This is a genomic window from Nocardioides speluncae, assembly GCF_003121585.1.
Taxonomy (GTDB): Bacteria; Actinomycetota; Actinomycetes; order Propionibacteriales; family Nocardioidaceae; genus Nocardioides; species Nocardioides speluncae.
The window spans coordinates 96,438-113,675 of sequence record NZ_QEOO01000050.1 but is presented as its reverse complement, the minus strand read 5'-3'; the positions used below and the strand labels follow the sequence as shown (position 1 = coordinate 113,675).

Annotated in this window: 15 protein-coding genes; 9 read left to right on the top strand and 6 right to left on the bottom strand. The window is 68.5% G+C overall.

Annotated elements, in window-relative coordinates:
- Genes nuoI through DDV73_RS26385 form a run of 7 tightly spaced genes read left to right on the top strand, consistent with a single transcriptional unit; the run spans position 1 to position 7,847 of the window.
- Complete coding sequence (gene nuoI, locus DDV73_RS26415; protein ID WP_109510261.1) at positions 1 to 585, top strand: NADH-quinone oxidoreductase subunit NuoI; 585 nt, start codon at positions 1 to 3, stop codon at positions 583 to 585.
- Positions 582 to 1,409, top strand: coding sequence for an NADH-quinone oxidoreductase subunit J (locus DDV73_RS26410; RefSeq protein WP_109510260.1), 828 nt, complete (start codon positions 582 to 584; stop codon positions 1,407 to 1,409). The genes nuoI and DDV73_RS26410 overlap by 4 nt, the downstream gene beginning before the upstream one ends.
- Entirely contained in the window at positions 1,406 to 1,705 is a 300-nt protein-coding gene (nuoK, locus tag DDV73_RS26405) for an NADH-quinone oxidoreductase subunit NuoK (RefSeq protein WP_109510259.1), read from the top strand. Before DDV73_RS26410 ends, nuoK begins: the two co-directional genes overlap by 4 nt.
- Positions 1,706 to 1,727: 22 nt before the next feature.
- Positions 1,728 to 3,674, top strand: coding sequence for an NADH-quinone oxidoreductase subunit L (gene nuoL, locus DDV73_RS26400; RefSeq protein WP_109510258.1), 1,947 nt, complete (start codon positions 1,728 to 1,730; stop codon positions 3,672 to 3,674).
- Positions 3,671 to 5,230: an NADH-quinone oxidoreductase subunit M gene (locus DDV73_RS26395; protein WP_109510257.1), complete on the top strand. Its 1,560-nt coding sequence runs from the start codon at positions 3,671 to 3,673 to the stop codon at positions 5,228 to 5,230. Before nuoL ends, DDV73_RS26395 begins: the two co-directional genes overlap by 4 nt.
- The gene (nuoN, locus tag DDV73_RS26390) at positions 5,227 to 6,831 is read left to right on the top strand and encodes an NADH-quinone oxidoreductase subunit NuoN (RefSeq protein ID WP_109510256.1); all 1,605 of its coding nucleotides are present in this window, start codon (positions 5,227 to 5,229) and stop codon (positions 6,829 to 6,831) included. Before DDV73_RS26395 ends, nuoN begins: the two co-directional genes overlap by 4 nt.
- Positions 6,828 to 7,847: a polyprenyl synthetase family protein gene (locus tag DDV73_RS26385; protein WP_109510255.1), complete on the top strand. Its 1,020-nt coding sequence runs from the start codon at positions 6,828 to 6,830 to the stop codon at positions 7,845 to 7,847. The genes nuoN and DDV73_RS26385 overlap by 4 nt, the downstream gene beginning before the upstream one ends.
- Before the next feature lie 92 nt (positions 7,848 to 7,939).
- On the opposite strand, the gene DDV73_RS26380 is transcribed toward DDV73_RS26385, so the two are convergent.
- Positions 7,940 to 8,653 carry a class I SAM-dependent methyltransferase gene (locus tag DDV73_RS26380; protein ID WP_109510254.1) on the bottom strand — a complete coding sequence of 238 codons (714 nt, stop codon included), beginning with the start codon at positions 8,651 to 8,653 and terminating at the stop codon, positions 7,940 to 7,942.
- A 133-nt stretch (positions 8,654 to 8,786) separates the two neighbouring features.
- The gene (locus DDV73_RS26375) at positions 8,787 to 10,859 is read right to left on the bottom strand and encodes a PhoX family protein (RefSeq protein ID WP_109510253.1); all 2,073 of its coding nucleotides are present in this window, start codon (positions 10,857 to 10,859) and stop codon (positions 8,787 to 8,789) included.
- Positions 10,860 to 11,072: 213 nt separating this feature from the next.
- Here DDV73_RS26375 and DDV73_RS26370 point away from each other — a divergent pair, with 213 nt between their 5' ends.
- Together DDV73_RS26370 and DDV73_RS26365 are read left to right on the top strand one after the other, a co-directional pair.
- Complete coding sequence (locus DDV73_RS26370; RefSeq protein WP_109510252.1) at positions 11,073 to 11,486, top strand: hypothetical protein; 414 nt, start codon at positions 11,073 to 11,075, stop codon at positions 11,484 to 11,486.
- 142 nt (positions 11,487 to 11,628) lie between these two features.
- On the top strand, positions 11,629 to 12,099 hold the full coding sequence (locus tag DDV73_RS26365) for a hypothetical protein (protein ID WP_109510251.1): 471 nt from the start codon (positions 11,629 to 11,631) through the stop codon (positions 12,097 to 12,099).
- A gap of 24 nt (positions 12,100 to 12,123) precedes the next feature.
- Here the strand turns inward: DDV73_RS26365 and DDV73_RS26360 are convergent, their stop codons facing one another.
- The 4 genes from DDV73_RS26360 to DDV73_RS26345 all read right to left on the bottom strand — a co-directional run bounded on the left by DDV73_RS26360 (position 12,124) and on the right by DDV73_RS26345 (position 17,047).
- Complete coding sequence (locus tag DDV73_RS26360) at positions 12,124 to 13,125, bottom strand: hypothetical protein (protein ID WP_154402922.1); 1,002 nt, start codon at positions 13,123 to 13,125, stop codon at positions 12,124 to 12,126.
- A 20-nt stretch (positions 13,126 to 13,145) separates the two neighbouring features.
- Positions 13,146 to 13,682 carry a SigE family RNA polymerase sigma factor gene (locus DDV73_RS26355; RefSeq protein ID WP_206051111.1) on the bottom strand — a complete coding sequence of 179 codons (537 nt, stop codon included), beginning with the start codon at positions 13,680 to 13,682 and terminating at the stop codon, positions 13,146 to 13,148.
- Positions 13,683 to 14,045: 363 nt separating this feature from the next.
- Positions 14,046 to 15,119 (bottom strand): 2-oxoacid:ferredoxin oxidoreductase subunit beta, encoded by a 1,074-nt coding sequence (locus tag DDV73_RS26350; protein ID WP_109510248.1) that lies wholly within the window; start codon positions 15,117 to 15,119, stop codon positions 14,046 to 14,048.
- The gene (locus DDV73_RS26345) at positions 15,116 to 17,047 is read right to left on the bottom strand and encodes a 2-oxoacid:acceptor oxidoreductase subunit alpha (RefSeq protein ID WP_109510247.1); all 1,932 of its coding nucleotides are present in this window, start codon (positions 17,045 to 17,047) and stop codon (positions 15,116 to 15,118) included. The genes DDV73_RS26350 and DDV73_RS26345 overlap by 4 nt, the downstream gene beginning before the upstream one ends.
- Positions 17,048 to 17,238 lie beyond the last annotated feature (191 nt).

Here is a 17,238-nt window from a genome sequence, read left to right as displayed (position 1 = left end):
ATGGCCAAGCAAGCCAAGCCACCCACGCCGAAGGGCCCCACGCTCAAGGAGCAGCTGTGGGACCCGGTCGCCGGCTTCGGTGTCACCTTCCGGACCATGTTCAAGAAGGTGGTCACCGAGCAGTACCCCAAGGAGAAGTTCCCGACCGCGCCCCGGTTCCACGGCCGGCACCAGCTCAACCGCTGGCCCGACGGCCTGGAGAAGTGCATCGGCTGCGAGCTGTGCGCCTGGGCCTGCCCTGCCGACGCGATCTACGTCGAGGGCGCCTCGAACACCGAGGACGAGCGGTTCAGCCCCGGCGAGCGGTACGGCCGGGTCTACCAGATCAACTACCTGCGCTGCATCCTGTGCGGGCTGTGCATCGAGGCCTGCCCGACCCGGGCGCTGACGATGACCAACGAGTACGAGCTGGCCGACGACAACCGCGCCGATCTGATCTACGAGAAGTCCGACCTGCTGGCGCCGCTGCTGCCCGGGATGGAGCAGCCGCCGCACCCGATGCGGCTCGGCCGCGACGAGGGCGACTACTACCGCGGGACCTACGCCAACGGGGACACCGTCGCGAGTAAGGACGCGCAGTCATGACCGCCTTCTGGGTCCTGGCCCCGGTGATGGTGCTGGCGGCGCTCGGCATCCTGTTCGTCCGCAAGGCCGTGCACGCCGCGATGCTGCTGGCCGTGGTGATGATCAGCCTGGCCGTGCTGTACGCCGTCCTCGACGCGCCGTTCCTGTTCGCGGTGCAGATCATCGTCTACACCGGCGCGATCCTGATGCTGTTCCTGTTCGTGCTGATGCTGGTCGGCGTCGACGCGTCCGACTCGGTCGTGGAGACCATCCGCGGCCAGCGGCTGCTGGCGATCGTGGTCGGCCTGCTCTTCGGCGGCACCCTGGTCGCCGGGCTCGGCCAGCTGTCGCTCGGCACGGTGGTCGGCCTCGACGAGGCCAACGACGGCGGCAACATCCAGGCGCTGGCGAACCTGCTGTTCAGCAAGTACGTCTTCGCCTTCGAGACCACCAGCGCACTGCTGATCACCGCCGCGATCGGCGCGATGGTCCTCGCCCACCGCGAGCGGCTGACTCCGAAGGCCGGCCAGGCCGCCACCGCCGCCCAGCGGATGAAGGACTACGCCGAGTCCGGCAAGCACCTCGGCCCGCTGCCGGCTCCCGGCGTCTACGCCCGGCACAACGCGGTCGACACCCCGGCGCTGCTGCCGGACGGCACCCCGTCCGAGCTCTCGGTCAACCGGGTGCTCGCCGCTCGCGGCACGGTCCGCTCCGCGCCGGCGTACGCCGAGAAGGTCGACGAGGTCGAGCGGCAGCTCGGCATCTCCCCGCCGGTTGAGGAGGTCGCGCAGCGACCGTCTCGAAACCAAGGGTCCACCGCCACGGACGAGGAGGAGCAGGCGTGAACACCGAGCCGTACATCATCCTCTCCGCGATCCTGTTCACCATCGGCTGCGTGGGCGTGCTGACCCGGCGCAACGCGATCGTGGTGTTCATGTGCGTGGAGCTGATGCTCAACGCCAGCAACCTCGCACTGGTGACCTTCGCCAAGCAGCACGGCAACCTCGACGGCCAGATCGCGGCGTTCTTCGTCATGGTCGTGGCCGCGGCCGAGGTCGTGGTCGGGCTCGCGATCATCATGACCATCTTCCGGACCCGGCGCTCGGCCTCCGTCGACGACGCCAGCCTCCTGAAGTACTGAGGAAGAGACCCACATGACCTCAATGACCGCGTCCCTGGTGACGGCCGCGTCCGAAGTACATGTCCCGGTGGTTGCCCCGACCGAGGCGGACGGCGTCTTCAGCCTGCTCTGGCTGGTGATCGCGCTGCCGCTGGCCAGCGCCGCGATCCTGCTGCTCGGCGGCCGGCGTACCGACTCGTGGGGGCACTGGCTCGGCGTGGCCGCGCCGGCCGCGTCGTTCGTGCTCAGCTGCGTGCTGCTCGCCGCGCTGATGGGCCGCGACGAGGGCGAGCGGCAGGTCGGCCAGCACCTCTACACCTGGATCGACACCGGCAGGTTCGAGGTCGGGATGGACCTGCTCTACGACCCGCTGTCGGCGTTGTTCATGCTGCTGATCACCGGCGTCGGCGGGCTGATCCACCTCTACTCGGTCGGCTACATGGCCCATGACGCGCGCCGCCGCCGGTTCTTCGGCTACCTCAACCTGTTCGTCGCCGCGATGCTGATGCTGGTGATGTCGGCCAACTACCTCGGCCTGTTCCTCGGCTGGGAGGGCGTCGGCCTGGCGTCGTACCTGCTGATCAGCTTCTGGCAGCACAAGCCGACCGCGGCCGCCGCGGGCGTGAAGGCGTTCGTGATGAACCGGGTCGGCGACCTCGGCATGTCGCTGGCGATCATGCTGATGTTCGTCAGCTTCGGTACGACGGCGTTCGCCGGCATCAGCGAGGCGGCCGGCAATGCCAGCGAGGACCGGATGACGATCATCGGCCTGCTGCTGCTCCTCGGCGCCTGCGGCAAGTCCGCCCAGGTGCCGCTGCAGGCCTGGCTGCTGGACGCGATGGAGGGCCCGACCCCGGTGTCGGCGCTGATCCACGCCGCGACCATGGTCACCGCCGGCGTCTACCTGATCGTCCGCTCCAACTTCGTCTTCGAGTACGCGCCGACCGCGCAGACCGTGGTGGTCATCGTCGGCACCGTCACCCTGCTGTGGGGCGCGGTGATCGGGTGCGCGAAGGACGACATCAAGAAGGCGCTCGCTGGGTCGACGATGAGCCAGATCGGCTACATGCACCTGGCCGCGGGCCTCGGCGTGGTCGGCTACCCGTTCGCGATCTTCCACCTGCTGACCCACGGCTTCTTCAAGGCCAACATGTTCCTGGGCGCCGGCTCGGTGATGCACGCGATGAACGACGACGTCGACATGCGCCACTACGGCGCGCTGCAGAAGATGGTCCCGGTCACCTTCCTGACCTTCGCGATGGGCTACCTCGCGATCATCGGCTTCCCGGGCTTCTCCGGGTTCTGGTCCAAGGACAAGATCATCGAGGCCGCGTGGGCCGACAACTGGGTGATCGGCCTGTGTGCGCTGCTCGGTGCCGGCATCACCGCGTTCTACATGACCCGGCTGATGCTGCTGACCTTCTTCACCAAGAAGCGGTGGGCCGACGACGTACACCCGCACGAGTCGCCCGCGGTAATGACCGGCCCGCTGGTCGTCCTCGCCGCGCTGTCGGTGCTCGGCGGCGTGCTGCTGGCCGGTGACTGGATCGTCGACTGGCTGACCCCGGTGGTCGGCCACGCCGAGCATCACGAGCTGTTCGTGCCGCCGATCGTGTTCAGCGGCATCGTGGTCGCCGTGGTGGCGGTCGGGGTCGCGGTGGCCTGGCTGGTGTTCCAGGTGCCCGACGAGATCCCGCGCGAGGCGCCCCAGGACGTGTCGTTCGCGACCAAGGCCGCGCGCGCCGACATCTACATGGACGACATCAACGACACCCTCGTGGTGCAGCCGACCGGCGCCCTGGTCAAGGGCCTGGCGGTCTTCGACAGAACCGTGGTCGATGGCCTGGTCGAGGGCGGCAGCGCCACCACCGGCGGGTTCGCCAACGTGTTCCGGCGAGTCCAGAACGGCTTCGTCCGGTCTTATGCCCTGTCCGTGTTCGGCGGCGCCCTGCTCGTCGTACTGGCCCTGCTGGCGGTGAACTTCGCATGAGCGACTTCCCTTGGCTGACCACGCTGATCCTGCTCCCGATCCTGGGTGGGGTGGCGCTGGCCTTCCTGCCGCGGACCCCTGCGAGCGAAGCGAGCAATCAGCGCAGTGCTGAGCTGCCGAAACAAGTTGCGCTGAGCGTGTCGGTGCTGACCCTCGGCGTCGCGGTCGCGATGATCCTGCAGTACGACGCCGACGGCGGCATGCAGTTCACCGAGACCCACGAGTGGATCAAGGCGTTCGGCGCCCACTACGCGCTCGGTGTCGACGGCCTCGGCGTGACCATGGTCGGGCTGACCACGGTGCTGGTGCCGATCGTGATCCTGGCGTCCTGGCCGGACGCCGACGACCGGCCCACCAATGTCTTCTTCGCCTGGGTGCTGATCCTGGAGGGCCTCGCGCTCGCGGTCTTCACCGCGACCGACGTGCTGCTGTTCTACGTCGTCTTCGAGGCCACGCTGATCCCGGCGTACTTCCTGGTCGGCGGCTTCGGCCGCGGCAAGGAGCGCTCCCGCGCGGCGGTGAAGTTCCTCATCTACATGCTGGCCGGCGGCCTGATCATGCTGGCCTCGGTGGTCGGCCTGTACGCCGTCGCCGCGGACGCCGGGAACCCGTCGTACCTGATCTCGGACCTGTCCCAGCTGTCGCTGGACACCTGGACCGGGCGCTGGCTGTTCGTCGGCTTCTTCATCGCGTTCGCGATCAAGTGTCCGCTGTTCCCGGTGCACACCTGGCTGGCCGACACGACCGCGTCGGCGACGCCCGGCACCAACGTGCTGCTGGTCTGCATCCTGGACAAGATCGGCACCTACGGCATGCTCCGCTTCTGCCTCGAGCTCTTCCCCGAGGCCAGCGAATGGGCAACGCCGCTCGTGGTCACGCTCGCGGTGATCAGCATCATCTACGGCGCGCTGGTCGCGATCGGCCAGGACGACATGATGCGGCTGATCGGCCTGACCTCGCTGAGCCACTTCGGCTTCATCGTGCTCGGCATCTTCGTGCTGAACTCGCACGGCACCGCCGGCGCGATCCTCTACATGGTCAACCACGGCCTGGCCACGACCGGTCTCTTCCTGGTCGCCGGTTACCTGGTCCGGCGCCGCGGGACCGCGTCGATCAGCGCCACGACCGGCGTCGAGAAGGCCGCGCCGATCCTGGCCGGGCTGTTCCTGGTCTCCGGTCTGGCGACGCTCGGCCTGCCCGGCCTGTCGCCGTTCGTGTCGGAGTTCCTGGTCCTGGTCGGCTCCTTCGACTACGGCTGGTACGTCGGCGCGCTCGCCGTCACCGGCATCGTCCTGGCGGCCGTCTACGTGCTGCTGATGTACCAGCGCACGATGACCGGCCCGACGCCCGACGACGTGGCCACGATGCCCGACCTGTCGATCCGCGAGATCGCCGCGGTCGGCCCGGTGGTGGTCGCGATGGTGCTGTTCGGCTTCTTCCCGCAGCCGCTGCTGGACGTGATCAACCCCGTGGTCGACCAGACGATGGAGCGGGTCGGCGTGGTCGATCCGCCGCCCGCCGTCTCCGACGTGCCTGCTGAGGAGGCCCACAAGTGAACGAGGTACCGGACTTCGTCAAGCCGTCGATCGAGTACGCCGAGCTCTGGCCGCTGCTGCTGATCTTCGGTGCCGCGTGCGCCGGCGTACTCGTCGAGGCGTTCCTGCCGCGGAAGCTGCGCTATCCGGTGCAGGCACTGATGTCGATCGCCGCCGTCGTGGTCGCCTTCGTCGGCGTCATCCTCATCGCGCTCGACCTGCCCGAGATCGAGGACGGCGCCGGCCGCGGCATCCTCGCGGCCGAGGGCGCGATCGCGGTCGACGGGCCGACGGTCTTCCTGTGGGGGCTGATCCTCGCCCTGGCGTTCGCCGGGATCCTGCTGTTCGCCGAGCGCCAGCTCGAAGGCGGGGTGTCGGCCTTCGCCGGCCAGGCCGCCGCGATCCCCGGCACCGAGGCCGAGCGGCAGGCGTCGACCCGCGGGCTGGACCACACCGAGGTCTTCCCGCTGATGCTGTTCGCGGTCGGCGGCATGATGCTGTTCCCGGCCTCGAACGACCTGCTGACGCTGTTCGTCGCGCTCGAGGTGCTGTCGCTGCCGCTCTACCTGCTCTGCGGCCTGGCCCGTCGGCGCCGGCTGCTGAGCCAGGAGGCGGCGCTGAAGTACTTCCTGCTCGGCGCGTTCTCCTCCGGGTTCTTCCTCTACGGCCTGGCGCTGGTCTACGGGTACGCCGGGACCATGGACTTCGGCGGTATCAACGACGCCATCGCCAACTCCACTGGCAATCACGCGCTGCTGCTGACCGGCATCGGCCTGCTCTCCGTCGGGCTGCTGTTCAAGGTCGGCGCGGCGCCGTTCCAGGCCTGGACGCCGGACGTCTACCAGGGCGCCCCGACCGCGGTCACCGCGTTCATGGCGGCGGCCACCAAGGTGGCGGCCTTCGGTGCGCTGCTCCGGCTCTTCTACGTCGCGTTCGGCAACGAGCGCTGGAACTGGTCGCCGCTGCTGTGGGCGCTTGCGATCCTGTCGATGGTGGTCGGCGTGATCCTCGCGGTCGCGCAGACCGACGTGAAGCGGATGCTGGCCTACTCCTCGGTGGCGCACACCGGGTTCCTGCTCACCGGCGTCCTCGGCCTCCGGGCCACCGGCGACATCACGCCCGGCCAGATCACCTCCACCCAGGCGGTGCTCTTCTACCTGGTCACCTACGGCTTCCTGACGATCGGCTCGTTCGCGGTCGTCTCGCTGGTGCGCGACGCCAGCGGCGAGGTGACCAACCTGAAGCGCTGGGCAGGGCTCGGCAAGGAGTCGCCGGTTGTGGCCGGCATCTTCGCGCTGTTCCTGCTCGGCCTCGCCGGCATCCCGCTGACCTCCGGCTTCACCGGCAAGTGGGCGGTCTTCTCCGCCGCGATGTCCGCGGGCGCCTGGCCGGTCGTGGTGGCGGCGGCGCTGAGCAGTGTGGTGGCGGCGTTCTTCTACATCCGGGTGATCGTGCTGATGTACTTCACCGAGCCCGCGCCGGGCGAGGCGCCGGCGGTCACCATGCCGTCGGTGCTGACCGCGACGGCGATCGCGATGGGCGTCGGTGTGACCGTGCTGCTCGGCGTACTCCCGGGGCCGGTGCTGGAGATGGCAGCCAATGCGGGAGAATTCATCAGGTGACCGCCTCACCCGCCAGCCCGACCAGCTCAGGCCTCGCCCTCCCCATCGATGATGAGGAGCTCGCGGCCAGGCTGAATGCTCGGCTGGACGTGGTCGAGAAGGCGCTGTACGCCCACATCCAGAGCGAGGCTGACTTCGTCACCGAGGCGGCGCGACACCTGATGGAGGCCGGCGGCAAGCGGTTCCGGCCGCTGCTGGTGCTGCTGGCCGCCGAGGCCGGCGACCGCGCCGACAGCGACGACGTGATCACTGCCGCCTGCGTGGTCGAGCTGACCCACCTGGCCTCGCTCTACCACGACGACGTGATGGACGAGGCGGACATGCGCCGCGGCACCGAGTCAGCCCACTCGCGCTGGGACAACCTGGTCGCGATCCTCACCGGCGACTGGCTCTTCTCCCGCTCCTCCGAGCTCACCGCCGACCTCGGCGCGGACGCGGTCCGGATCCAGGCGCAGACCTTCACCCGGCTGGTCGAGGGCCAGATCCTGGAGACCGTGAAGCCCGCGGAGGGCGCGGATCCGCTGGAGCACTACCTGCGCGTGGTCGCCGGCAAGACCGGCTCCCTGATCGCCACCTCCGCCCTGTACGGCGCCCGCTTCGGCGGCGCCTCGCGCGAGGTCGAGGAGGCGCTCGCGGCGTACGCCGAGATCGTCGGCATCGCCTTCCAGCTCTCCGACGACATCCTCGACATCGGCTCGGACTCCGACGAGTCCGGCAAGACTCCCGGCACCGACCTCCGCGAGGGCGTCCCGACGCTGCCGGTGCTGATGGCGCAGCGGTCCACCGACCCCGCCGACGCCCGCCTGCTTGAGCTGCTCGGCAGCGACCTCACCGACGACGCCCGGCACGCCGAGACTCTGGCTCTGCTCCGCAAGCACCCCGCGATGGCCGAGGCCCGTGCCTACGTCATCGCCCGCGCCGCCGAGGCCAAGGCCCTGCTGGCGGCACTCCCCGAGGGCGGTGTCCGCCAGGCCCTCGAGGCCTTCGCCGACGTCGTCGCCACCCGCACGGCCTAACTCACGCCGACCCGGCCCGTGTCGACGCGGGAGCACGTTGACCCGGCTCCTGCCCGACGCGGAGGAGGCGCTCGCTTCGCTCGGCCTCTTCTCTACGCCGGGCGCAGGGCGCAGGTTCCGCGTCGCCGGTCCACTTCCTTCGGGTCCCGGTAGTACTCGCCCAGGCCCTTGCGCTTCTCCGGCGGTACGTCGTACCAGTTGGCCCACTCGACGGTGTAGCCGAGCGAGCCGGCCATCATCTCCATCGCCGCGTGGCTCGGGATGCCGATCGGGGCGCGCTGCTGGCCGTCGACGTGCGCGATCGTGTTGAGGAACTTGCCGGTGTCCTCGTACATCAGCTTGATCATGGGCTGTTTGTAGGTGGCGAACTCGCTGTCGATGATCACCAGCTTCGGCTTCAGCTGGGACACCAGCTTGAGCAGCCGGTAGTGATCCATGATGTGGTAGTAGAGGCCGTAGATCGCGACCACCTCGAACTTCTCGCCGCGGTCCACCATCGCCGGAAGCTCATCGAAGACGTCGGCCTCGATGAACGAGATTCGGTCCCGGACCTCGCCGTGCGGGTACTCGTCGAACTGTGCGATCAACTCCGGGCGCGCCTCGATCCCCACGACCTCGCGTGCTCCCGCGGCCGCCAGGGCGTAGGACCAGCGGCCGTCGTGGGAGGCCAGGTCGAGGATCCGGGCTCCGTTGATCTCGGTCTGGTACGGCGAAACCAGGAACTCGCGGCGCAGGTCCAGTCTCCCGACCGCGCTCTTGCTGCCGGCGTACCTGGTGGTCGACTTCAGGAAGTCGAAGAAGCTCATACACACCCATTCCGAGTCGGTTTCCCGAGACCCTAGCGAGGGCCCCTCAGCTACGTGAAGAGTGTCCCAAAAATCACCGACGGACCGCGGCGCGCGCACACCGCGCCGCGGTCCTGTCTGTGTTTTTCGCCGGTCAGCGGCGGTAGGCCACCGCCACCGACGGCCGCGGGAAGTCGTGCGTGTGCGGCCAGGTGCTTACCGGCTGGTCGAACGTCGAGCCAGTCGCCTCGCCCGGGTGCTGGACGGCGACCCAGACGGCCTCGTCACGGTGGCTGACGAACGGACCACACGCCTCGGCGGCGACCGGCGTGCTCAGGAACTGCTGGACCTGGCCCCGGCGGCTTCCCTTCAGCGGCACCCGGAAGATGCCGTCGTTGGAGCCGAGGACGTTGCCGTCGGTGGAGATCCACAGGTTGCCGCGCGAGTCGAACGCGACGTTGTCCGGGCAGCTGATCGGGCTGACCTTGTCCTTCGGGAAGCCGGCGAAGTAGGTCTCCGGTGCCTCCGGGTCGCCGCACACCAGCAGCAGCGTCCACCGGAACGCGGTGCCGGAGTGGTCGCCGCCGTCCTCGGTGAGCTCCAGCACGTAGCCGTTGCGGTTGCCGCTCTTCTTGACCAGCGGGCCGTCGAGGTGGTCGCGGGTGTGGCTTTCTGCGAGCGGGTTCGCCTCGTCGACCGGGTGCGTCGTACCCCGGTTGGAGTTGTTGGTCAGTGCGGCGTAGATCTTGCCGTTGGCCGGGTTGACGTCGACGTCCTCGGGACGGTCCATCTTGGTCGGGGCGACCTTGTCGGCGGCCAGCCGGGTGTCGATGAGTACGTCGGCCACGCTCATGCCGTCCACGAACGACTGCTTGTCGGTGGTCAGCTTGATCCACTCGCCGGTGCCGTCGTACTCGCCGTCGGCGGAGCCGTCGCCGGTGAGCTTCGCGACGTACAGCGTGCCCTCGGTCAGCAGCGTCATGTTGTGCCGCTTGGCCGAGCTCGAGTCGCCGCGACGGACCTTGTTCTTCGACACGAACTTGTAGAGGTAGTCGCCGCGCTCGTCGTCGCCCATGTAGGCGACGGCGTGGCCGTCGTCGGCGACCGCGACGTTGGCGCCCTCGTGCTTGAACCGGCCGAGCATCGTGTGCTTGCGCGGCGTCGAACGACGGTCGTAGGGGTCGATCTCGACGATCCAGCCGAAGCGGAAGGGCTCGTGCGGCTCCTTGCCCAGGTCGAAGCGCGGGTCGACCTTCGCCCAGCCACGGCCCGCCGTCGCGGCGATGCCGTAGCGCTTGTAGCTGGCGGCGTACCGCGGGTCCGTCGTGCCGGTGGAGGACTCGAAGTACTGGTTGAAGTTCTCCTCGCCGGACAGCACCGTGCCCCACGGCGTCAGGCCGCCGGCGCAGTTGTTGAAGGTGCCGAGCACCTCGGAGCCGGTCGGGTCGGCCGTGGTCTTCAGCCGCGCGTCGCCAGCCGCCGGGCCGTCGACCTTGAACTTGGTGGTGCCGGTGATCCGGCGGTTGTACGCCGACTCCCGCGGGTGCACGGCCTCGAACGAACCGTTGCGGCGGCGCTTGATCTTCAGCACCGACATGCCGTGCGACTGGATCGCGATCTTGCGGATCGTGTCGGCGTCGTACGAGCCGTCGCCGGGGAACATCAGCTCCTCGTTGGTGTACTCGTGATTGCACACCAGCAGCGAGTGCTTGCGGTCCAGCGGCAGGATGCCGACATAGTCGCAGTTGTAGCCGAACTGGAGCGCCGCGGACTCCGGCGTCTGCTTCAGCGCGTCGAACGCCGGCGCGCCCGCGACGACCGGGTCGCCCCAGGACGCGACGACGGTGGTCGCGTAGCCGTGCGGCACGCTGAGCTCGTCGCGCACGTTCGGCGCCACCGGCGTCCACCGGCCCGTGGCCGGGTTGTCGCCGCCGTCGTAGTCGTCGTGATCGCCGCCCCGAGTGGCGACGTCCGGGCCAGGCGCGGCCGCCGCGGACCCGACCGCGGCGTGACCGACGACGAGCGCGCCGGCACCGACCGCCGCGCCGCGGAGGAGCGCACGCCGAGCGAGTGCGCCCTCGATCAAAGTGGAAACGTGCGTGTTGTCGGAGGTGTTGGGCTCCGGGTGGTCGCAGGCGTTGCCGCACCGGTAGTAGCAGGTCGCCCAGCTCCGCGAGCCGTGCGGCCCGCTCTGGATCAGGGGCAGGAGTTTGCGGGTGGTCGTCATTGAGTCCCTCACTCGGAATTGCTGTCTCGGGATCGAGCCGGACGCAACGTAAGCCACCCGAGATGCCCGCGGGGCGACGTCCGGTTAACGCAAGGTGAACCGGACCAACCTCAGGGGCCCCAGTTCCGGACACGTAGGGTTGGCCGTCTGCGCTCGGGGTAGATCGCCATCAGCAGTTCATCTGTCACTACTCATTGGGGGGTACATCCCAGAATGAAACGCATCATCGTCGGCGTCCTCGCCGCCTTCATCGCTCTCTTCCTCGCCGCCACCCTCGCTCCTGCCCAGGCCACCGCCCCGGCGGCCGAGGACGCCGCCATGGCTCTGGAGAAGCGGTTTGTCGGCATCAAGGCGTCCGGCACTCAGATTCCGAATGCGCACCTTTCGGGTCACGTCGGCCCCAGGCAGACCTACAAGTGGAGCAAGGTCATCATCCAACGGCGGGTGTGCGCCAGCGGCACTTGCAAGTGGTCGAAGGTCAAGGTGATCAAGACCAACGGGGTCGGCAACTACCACACGGTCGTTAACCTTCCCTCAGGTGCCCGACGGACCTACCGGGCGCTCGTTCCGCCTCGGGGCAACTACGGGTGGTCGCCCAGCAAGGCCCTCGAGGTCTTCTGGACCTGACCGGATTGATAGTTCCGGCACGGCGATGCCCTCCCGCCCAGGCGAGAGGGCATCGCCAAGCGTGGGCGTTGCTCGCCGAGCGCGGAGTTATGGTGAGAGGGCGAAAGGCTGCACGTCTTTCGCGGGAGAAAGGACTTTTGCGATGCATCGCATCATCACGGGCGTTCTCGCGGCGCTGACCGCCCTGCTTCTCGCCGCTACGCTGGCGCCGGCCCAGGCAGCCGCGGCCGCCGACAAGAGCCTTACCGTCAGCACGGTCGACGGTCGACGCGCCAGCTGCGAAGCGGACACGGATGTGCCGGAAGGTGAGCGCAACGTGCAGATCTGCATCAACCAGACGGTTGGGACCTCCTTCAACTTCTTCGGCAAGGTCAAGCCACACGGCAAGTTCAAGCCGACCCGGCTGCAGTACCGCCCGATCAAGAAGGTCGGAGCGAAGTGGGTGTGCCGCCTCGGTGTGAAGTGGCAGGACACGCGTCGAGACAGAACCGATGACACTGCCTTCTACACGTACAAGGGCGTGACGAAGCCGGGCTGCTACCGAGTGAAGGTTGTCCCCGGGCGCGAGTACCTGCGCTCGTTCTCGATGGCCTACATCATCAGCCCGCGCTGACACCACCTAGACATCGAGCGGCAGCTACCGCTCGATCGCCGAGTCCCAGAGCACCCCGCCGTCCTGATCCATCACCTTGGCGTCGAGTCGGTCCGGCGTACCGCTCTCCTTGTCGGACCGGACGACGATGGCAAACGCGCCCCGATTCGTGACGAACTCTTTGACCGATCCGTCGGGCCGGACGACCTCGATCCGGTATCCATCTGGCAGGCCCGGGATGACACCGGTGCTGAGGCAGCGTATCTGCCGCTCCTCGCGGTAGCAGCGTGGTGCGATGCCAACGTAGCGATCGGGATCCTCGGGACCGGCGTCGTCCGGTGGGAGGATCGGCTCGCCCTCGTCATCGTGGAGCCGGCCTTCGCCGAACCTAATGCCGGTGCTCGACTCCGGTGGGGAGATATTGCAGTGGACGGCGTAACCGTTCGCCGACATCAGAACGACATTGACTCCATCGACGCCCGGGCGTCCACGAGCCGCAGACGCCAGGATCGTCCAGTCGGTGAAGTCGTAGCTCGCTTGGCGAGAGCACTGTTCGGTCAGGGCGTCCGTGTCGGTCGGTAGCGGCATCTTTGCCGGGTGGGCACGACGCGGCTGGTGGAGCATCTTCTCCTGCGGGATCACGCAGTTTTGGAGGAACGCCGCAGCGTGGCTGCCACCGTTGCCTGTGAGATCGGTCGTCTGCATTGCAATCGTCCGTCCCACTCGGGTCTCGGTCGAGTCGGTCACCCAGGTGTACTTCGTTTGCCCGTCGGCGTTCATCACGATGGTGCAGCGACGTTCGACCTCCGCTGGTGCCAGGCGCTCTTCGACGTAGAAGCCACTCTTGTCAGGCTTTACAGGGTCGGGGTCGGCGCGGTTGAGGCCAGGAATCCCGGTGAGGGCGGCGGTGGTGCCGATGATGGCGATGACGGCGGCGGCGGTGCCGGCGGCGATGAGTTTGCGGCGGCGTACTCGCTTCTGGCCGGCGGCGATCAGGGTGGGGATCTCGGCGTTCCAGTCGTCGCGGGGGGCGCCGGCGTCGAGCATCGCTTCGCGTAGGTCCTTCATCACCCCTCCCCTCCGAACTCGAGCACGTCGGCCCTACCGAGTCGGGTGAGCTCGGCCTTGAGTGCGCGCAGGCCGTGCGAGGTCTGGCTCTTGATGGTGCCGATCGAGCACTTCAGCGCGGCGGCGGTGTCGGCGACCGACAGGTCCTCGAAGTAGCGGAGTACGACGCAGGCGCGCTGCCGCTCGGGCAGCGCCTTCAAGGCTTGCACCAGGACCTCACGCTCGGCGTGCTCCTCGGTGCCGTCGCCGACCGAGGTCGCCCTCGGGGCCCGGTCCTCGTTCTTCTCGCGCCGGCTGTGCTTGCGGTGCTGGTCGACCACGGCGCTGTGCAGGGCGCGGTGGGCGTACGACGCGAGCCCGCCGTCCTTCTTCTCCAAGCGGGGCCACGCGACGTACAGCCGGATCAGCGCTTCCTGGGTGACGTCGGCTGCGGTCGCCCAGTCGCCGGTCATGAGGTAGGCCGAGCCTCGGAGCCGGTGTTGGTAGGCAGCCACGAACTCGGCGTACTGACTGTCATCGCGCCGTCCCACACTCACCTCCCGAGGTCTCTGAGGAAGGAACGCCCGCCAAGCCAACCAGGTTGGCTCGAACCTCGGAAATTCAGATCAGAGCGCGACGATGACGAACGGCCACCGGTCGGTGTGGTCGCCATGGGTGTTGTGGCTGTGGACGCGGACCTCGACCTCCCCCGTGGGACACAGGCTTCCTTGCTCCCCTTGATCGATCCGGATGTAGGCCGGCGCCGGGTTCAGCGGATGAGTGAACTCAGAGGCTGCACGAGGTCCATGGTTGCGTGCTTGTCAGAAAACCGGTCACTTGCTAAGAATTCCTGTCGCTCGAAAGGCGCGCCTGTCAGGGTGGGTCTGTAGACAGGGAGCGACCGGTCCGGACGTCCGGAATCAGACGACGGTCCAGGTGTCGCCGCCGCTGATCAGCGCGGCCAGCTTGTCGGCGGGCTCGCCGGGAGCGGCGGCGTGGGCGGTGGTCACCTGCTCGCGGGCCTGGTCGTCGTACGTCGGCCGCTCGACGGCGCGGAAGATGCCGATCGGAGCACGGTGGAGTACGCCGTTGTCGGTGAGCCGGGACAGCGCGAAGGCCGTGGTCGGGTCGGGGGAGTGGGCGTCGTGGACCAGCAGGTCCTTCTCGGCCACGTCGGCGACCTCGACGGCATGCACCGAGCCGGTGTCCTGGTCGCGGACCACGCCGTACTGCCGCTCGGCGCCGAACCGGATCTGCTCGCCATCGACCAGCGGGATGATCGCGTCGGCCTTGGTGTCGGGCGACTTGATCGCGTCGAAGGCGCCGTCGTTGAAGATCGGGCAGTTCTGGTAGATCTCGACGAACGAGGTGCCGCGGTGGGCGGCGGCCGCGGACAGCACCGAGGTGAGGTGCTTGCGGTCGGAGTCGATGGTGCGAGCGACGAACGAGCCCTCTGCGCCCAGCGCCAGCGAGACCGGGTTGAACGGGTGGTCGAGCGAGCCCATCGGCGTGGACTTGGTGACCTTGCCGGCCTCGGACGTGGGCGAGTACTGCCCCTTGGTGAGGCCGTAGATTCGGTTGTTGAACAGCAGGATCGTCATGTTGACGTTGCGGCGCAGCGCGTGGATCAGGTGGTTGCCGCCGATCGACAGCGCGTCGCCGTCACCGGTCACCACGAACACCGAGAGGTCCTCGCGGGCGGTGGCGATGCCGGTTGCGATCGACGGCGCGCGGCCGTGGATCGAGTGCATGCCGTAGGTGTCGAGGTAGTACGGGAACCGCGACGAGCAGCCGATGCCGGAGACGAACACGACGTTCTCGCGGCGGATGCCGAGCTCGGGCAGGAAGCCCTGCACGGCCTTGAGTACGGCGTAGTCGCCGCACCCGGGGCACCAGCGGACCTCCTGGTCGCTGGTGAACTCCTTGGCCGTCTGCTTCTCGTCGGCCTCGGGTACGCCGCGCAGGCCGGGGAAGGGAAGGGCGGTCGTGCTCATCGACGTGCCTCCTTGGTCTTTGCGTCGGTCGCGACCAGCTCGACCTCGATGCCCTCGGCCTCGCCGACCAGGGTGCCGATCGCGTCGGCGAGCGCGGCGGCCTTGAGCGGCATGCCGTTGACCTGGTTGTAGCCGATGGCGTCGACGAGGTACTTGCCGCGGAGCAGCAGTGAGAGCTGGCCGAGGTTCATCTCGGGGATCAGCACCTTGTCGTAGCGCTTGAGGATCTCGCCGAGGTCGTTCGGGAACGGGTTGAGGTGGCGCAGGTGGACCTGCGCGACGTGGTAGCCGGCCTTGCGCACCCGGCGTACGCCGGCGCCGATCGGGCCGTACGTCGAGCCCCAGCCGAGCACCAGCACCTTCGCGGCGCCGCTCGGGTCGTCGACCTCCAGCGGCGGCAGCGAGTCGGCGATCCGGTCCACCTTGGCCTGGCGGGTACGGACCATGAAGTCGTGGTTGGCCGGGTCGTAGGAGATGTTGCCGTGGCCGTCGCCCTTCTCGAGCCCGCCGATGCGGTGCTCGAGGCCCGGCGTACCCGGGATCGCCCACGGCCTGGCCAGCGTCTCCTCGTCGCGGAGGTACGGCCAGAACTCGGCCTTCTCCTCGCCGGTCTTGTCGGTCGTGGTGTGGTTGGTCTCGGTCGCGAATTTCGGGTCGATCTCCGGCAGTTCGGCGACCTCGGGGATCCGCCACGGCTCGGAGCCGTTGGCGAGCATGCCGTCGGACAGCAGCATCACCGGCGTCCGGTAGGTGATCGCGATTCGCACCGCCTCCAGCGCCGCGTCGAAGCAGTCGCCGGGCGACTGCGGCGCCACGATCGGCACCGGCGACTCGCCGTTGCGGCCGAACATCGCCTGCAGCAGGTCGGCCTGCTCGGTCTTGGTGGGCAGGCCGGTGGACGGCCCGCCGCGCTGTACGTCGATCACCAGCAGCGGCAGCTCGGTCATCACCGCGAGCCCGAGCGCCTCGGACTTCAGCGCGATGCCCGGGCCGGAGGTGGTGGTGACGCCGAGGTGGCCGGCGAAGGAGGCGCCGATCGCAGCGCCGATGCCGGCGATCTCGTCCTCGGCCTGCAGCGTGGTGACGCCGAAGCCCTTGTGCTTGCTGAGCTCGTGGAGGATGTCGGAGGCCGGCGTGATCGGGTACGAGCCGAGGAAGACCGGCAGCCCGGACTGCACGCCGCCCGCGACCAGGCCGTAGGCGAGCGCCAGGTTGCCGGTGATGTTGCGGTAGGTGCCCGGGGGCATCGGCGCCGGCTTGACCTCGTAGGAGACCACGAACGCCTCGGTGGTCTCACCGAAGTGCCAGCCCTTGTTGAACGCCATGATGTTGGCGTCGCGGATGTCGGGGACCTTCGCGAACCGCTTCTCCAGGAACGCCACCGTGGTCTCGGTCGGGCGGCCGTACATCCACGACAGCAGGCCGAGCGCGAACATGTTCTTCGCGCGGGCGGCGTCCTTGCGGGACAGCCCGAACTCCTTGACCGCCTCTACGGTCATCCCGGTCAGGTCGAGCTCGTGTACGGCGAACTCGGCGAGCGAGTCGTCCTCGAGTGGGTTCGCGGCGTACCCGGCCTTGGTCAGGTTACGGGTGGTGAAGTCGTGGGTGTCCACGATGATCGCGGCACCCTTCGGCAGGTCGCCGAGGTTGGCCTTCAGCGCGGCCGGGTTCATCGCGACCAGTACGTCGGGCGCGTCGCCCGGGGTCAGGATGTCGTGGTCGGCGAAGTGGACCTGGAAGCTGCTGACGCCCGGCAGCGTGCCCTGCGGCGCGCGGATCTCGGCCGGGAAGTTCGGCAGCGTCGAGAGGTCGTTGCCCCACGCTGCTGACTCCTGGGTGAACCGGTCTCCGGTGAGCTGCATGCCGTCACCGGAGTCGCCGGCGAACCTGATGATGACGCGGTCGAGTTGCTTGACCTGCTTGGACACCCCAGCTGCCTCCTCCTTCGGCGTGCGTTATGCGGACGAGTCCTTGACCCGTTCCAGCCTCCCAGGATAGTCGGGCTGACGTGAAACCGGGCCTCGTCTCCCGCATTGGACGTGCGTACGACGACCTCTATACGCCAGCGACGTGAGCAACGCCACCCATCTCACGCAATGTCGTCAATGATGCTCACTTC

What these genes read in the sequence shown, in the direction of transcription:
- nuoI (WP_109510261.1), top strand. Translation starts at nt 1, where the DNA reads ATGGCCAAGCAAGCCAAGCCACCCACGCCGAAGGGCCCCACGCTCAAG.
- DDV73_RS26410 (WP_109510260.1), top strand. Translation starts at nt 582, where the DNA reads ATGACCGCCTTCTGGGTCCTGGCCCCGGTGATGGTGCTGGCGGCGCTC.
- nuoL (WP_109510258.1), top strand. Translation starts at nt 1,728, where the DNA reads ATGACCGCGTCCCTGGTGACGGCCGCGTCCGAAGTACATGTCCCGGTG.
- DDV73_RS26395 (WP_109510257.1), top strand. Translation starts at nt 3,671, where the DNA reads ATGAGCGACTTCCCTTGGCTGACCACGCTGATCCTGCTCCCGATCCTG.
- DDV73_RS26380 (WP_109510254.1), bottom strand. Translation starts at nt 8,653, where the DNA reads ATGAGCTTCTTCGACTTCCTGAAGTCGACCACCAGGTACGCCGGCAGC.
- DDV73_RS26375 (WP_109510253.1), bottom strand. Translation starts at nt 10,859, where the DNA reads ATGACGACCACCCGCAAACTCCTGCCCCTGATCCAGAGCGGGCCGCAC.
- DDV73_RS26370 (WP_109510252.1), top strand. Translation starts at nt 11,073, where the DNA reads ATGAAACGCATCATCGTCGGCGTCCTCGCCGCCTTCATCGCTCTCTTC.
- DDV73_RS26365 (WP_109510251.1), top strand. Translation starts at nt 11,629, where the DNA reads ATGCATCGCATCATCACGGGCGTTCTCGCGGCGCTGACCGCCCTGCTT.
- DDV73_RS26360 (WP_154402922.1), bottom strand. Translation starts at nt 13,125, where the DNA reads ATGCTCGACGCCGGCGCCCCCCGCGACGACTGGAACGCCGAGATCCCC.
- DDV73_RS26350 (WP_109510248.1), bottom strand. Translation starts at nt 15,119, where the DNA reads ATGAGCACGACCGCCCTTCCCTTCCCCGGCCTGCGCGGCGTACCCGAG.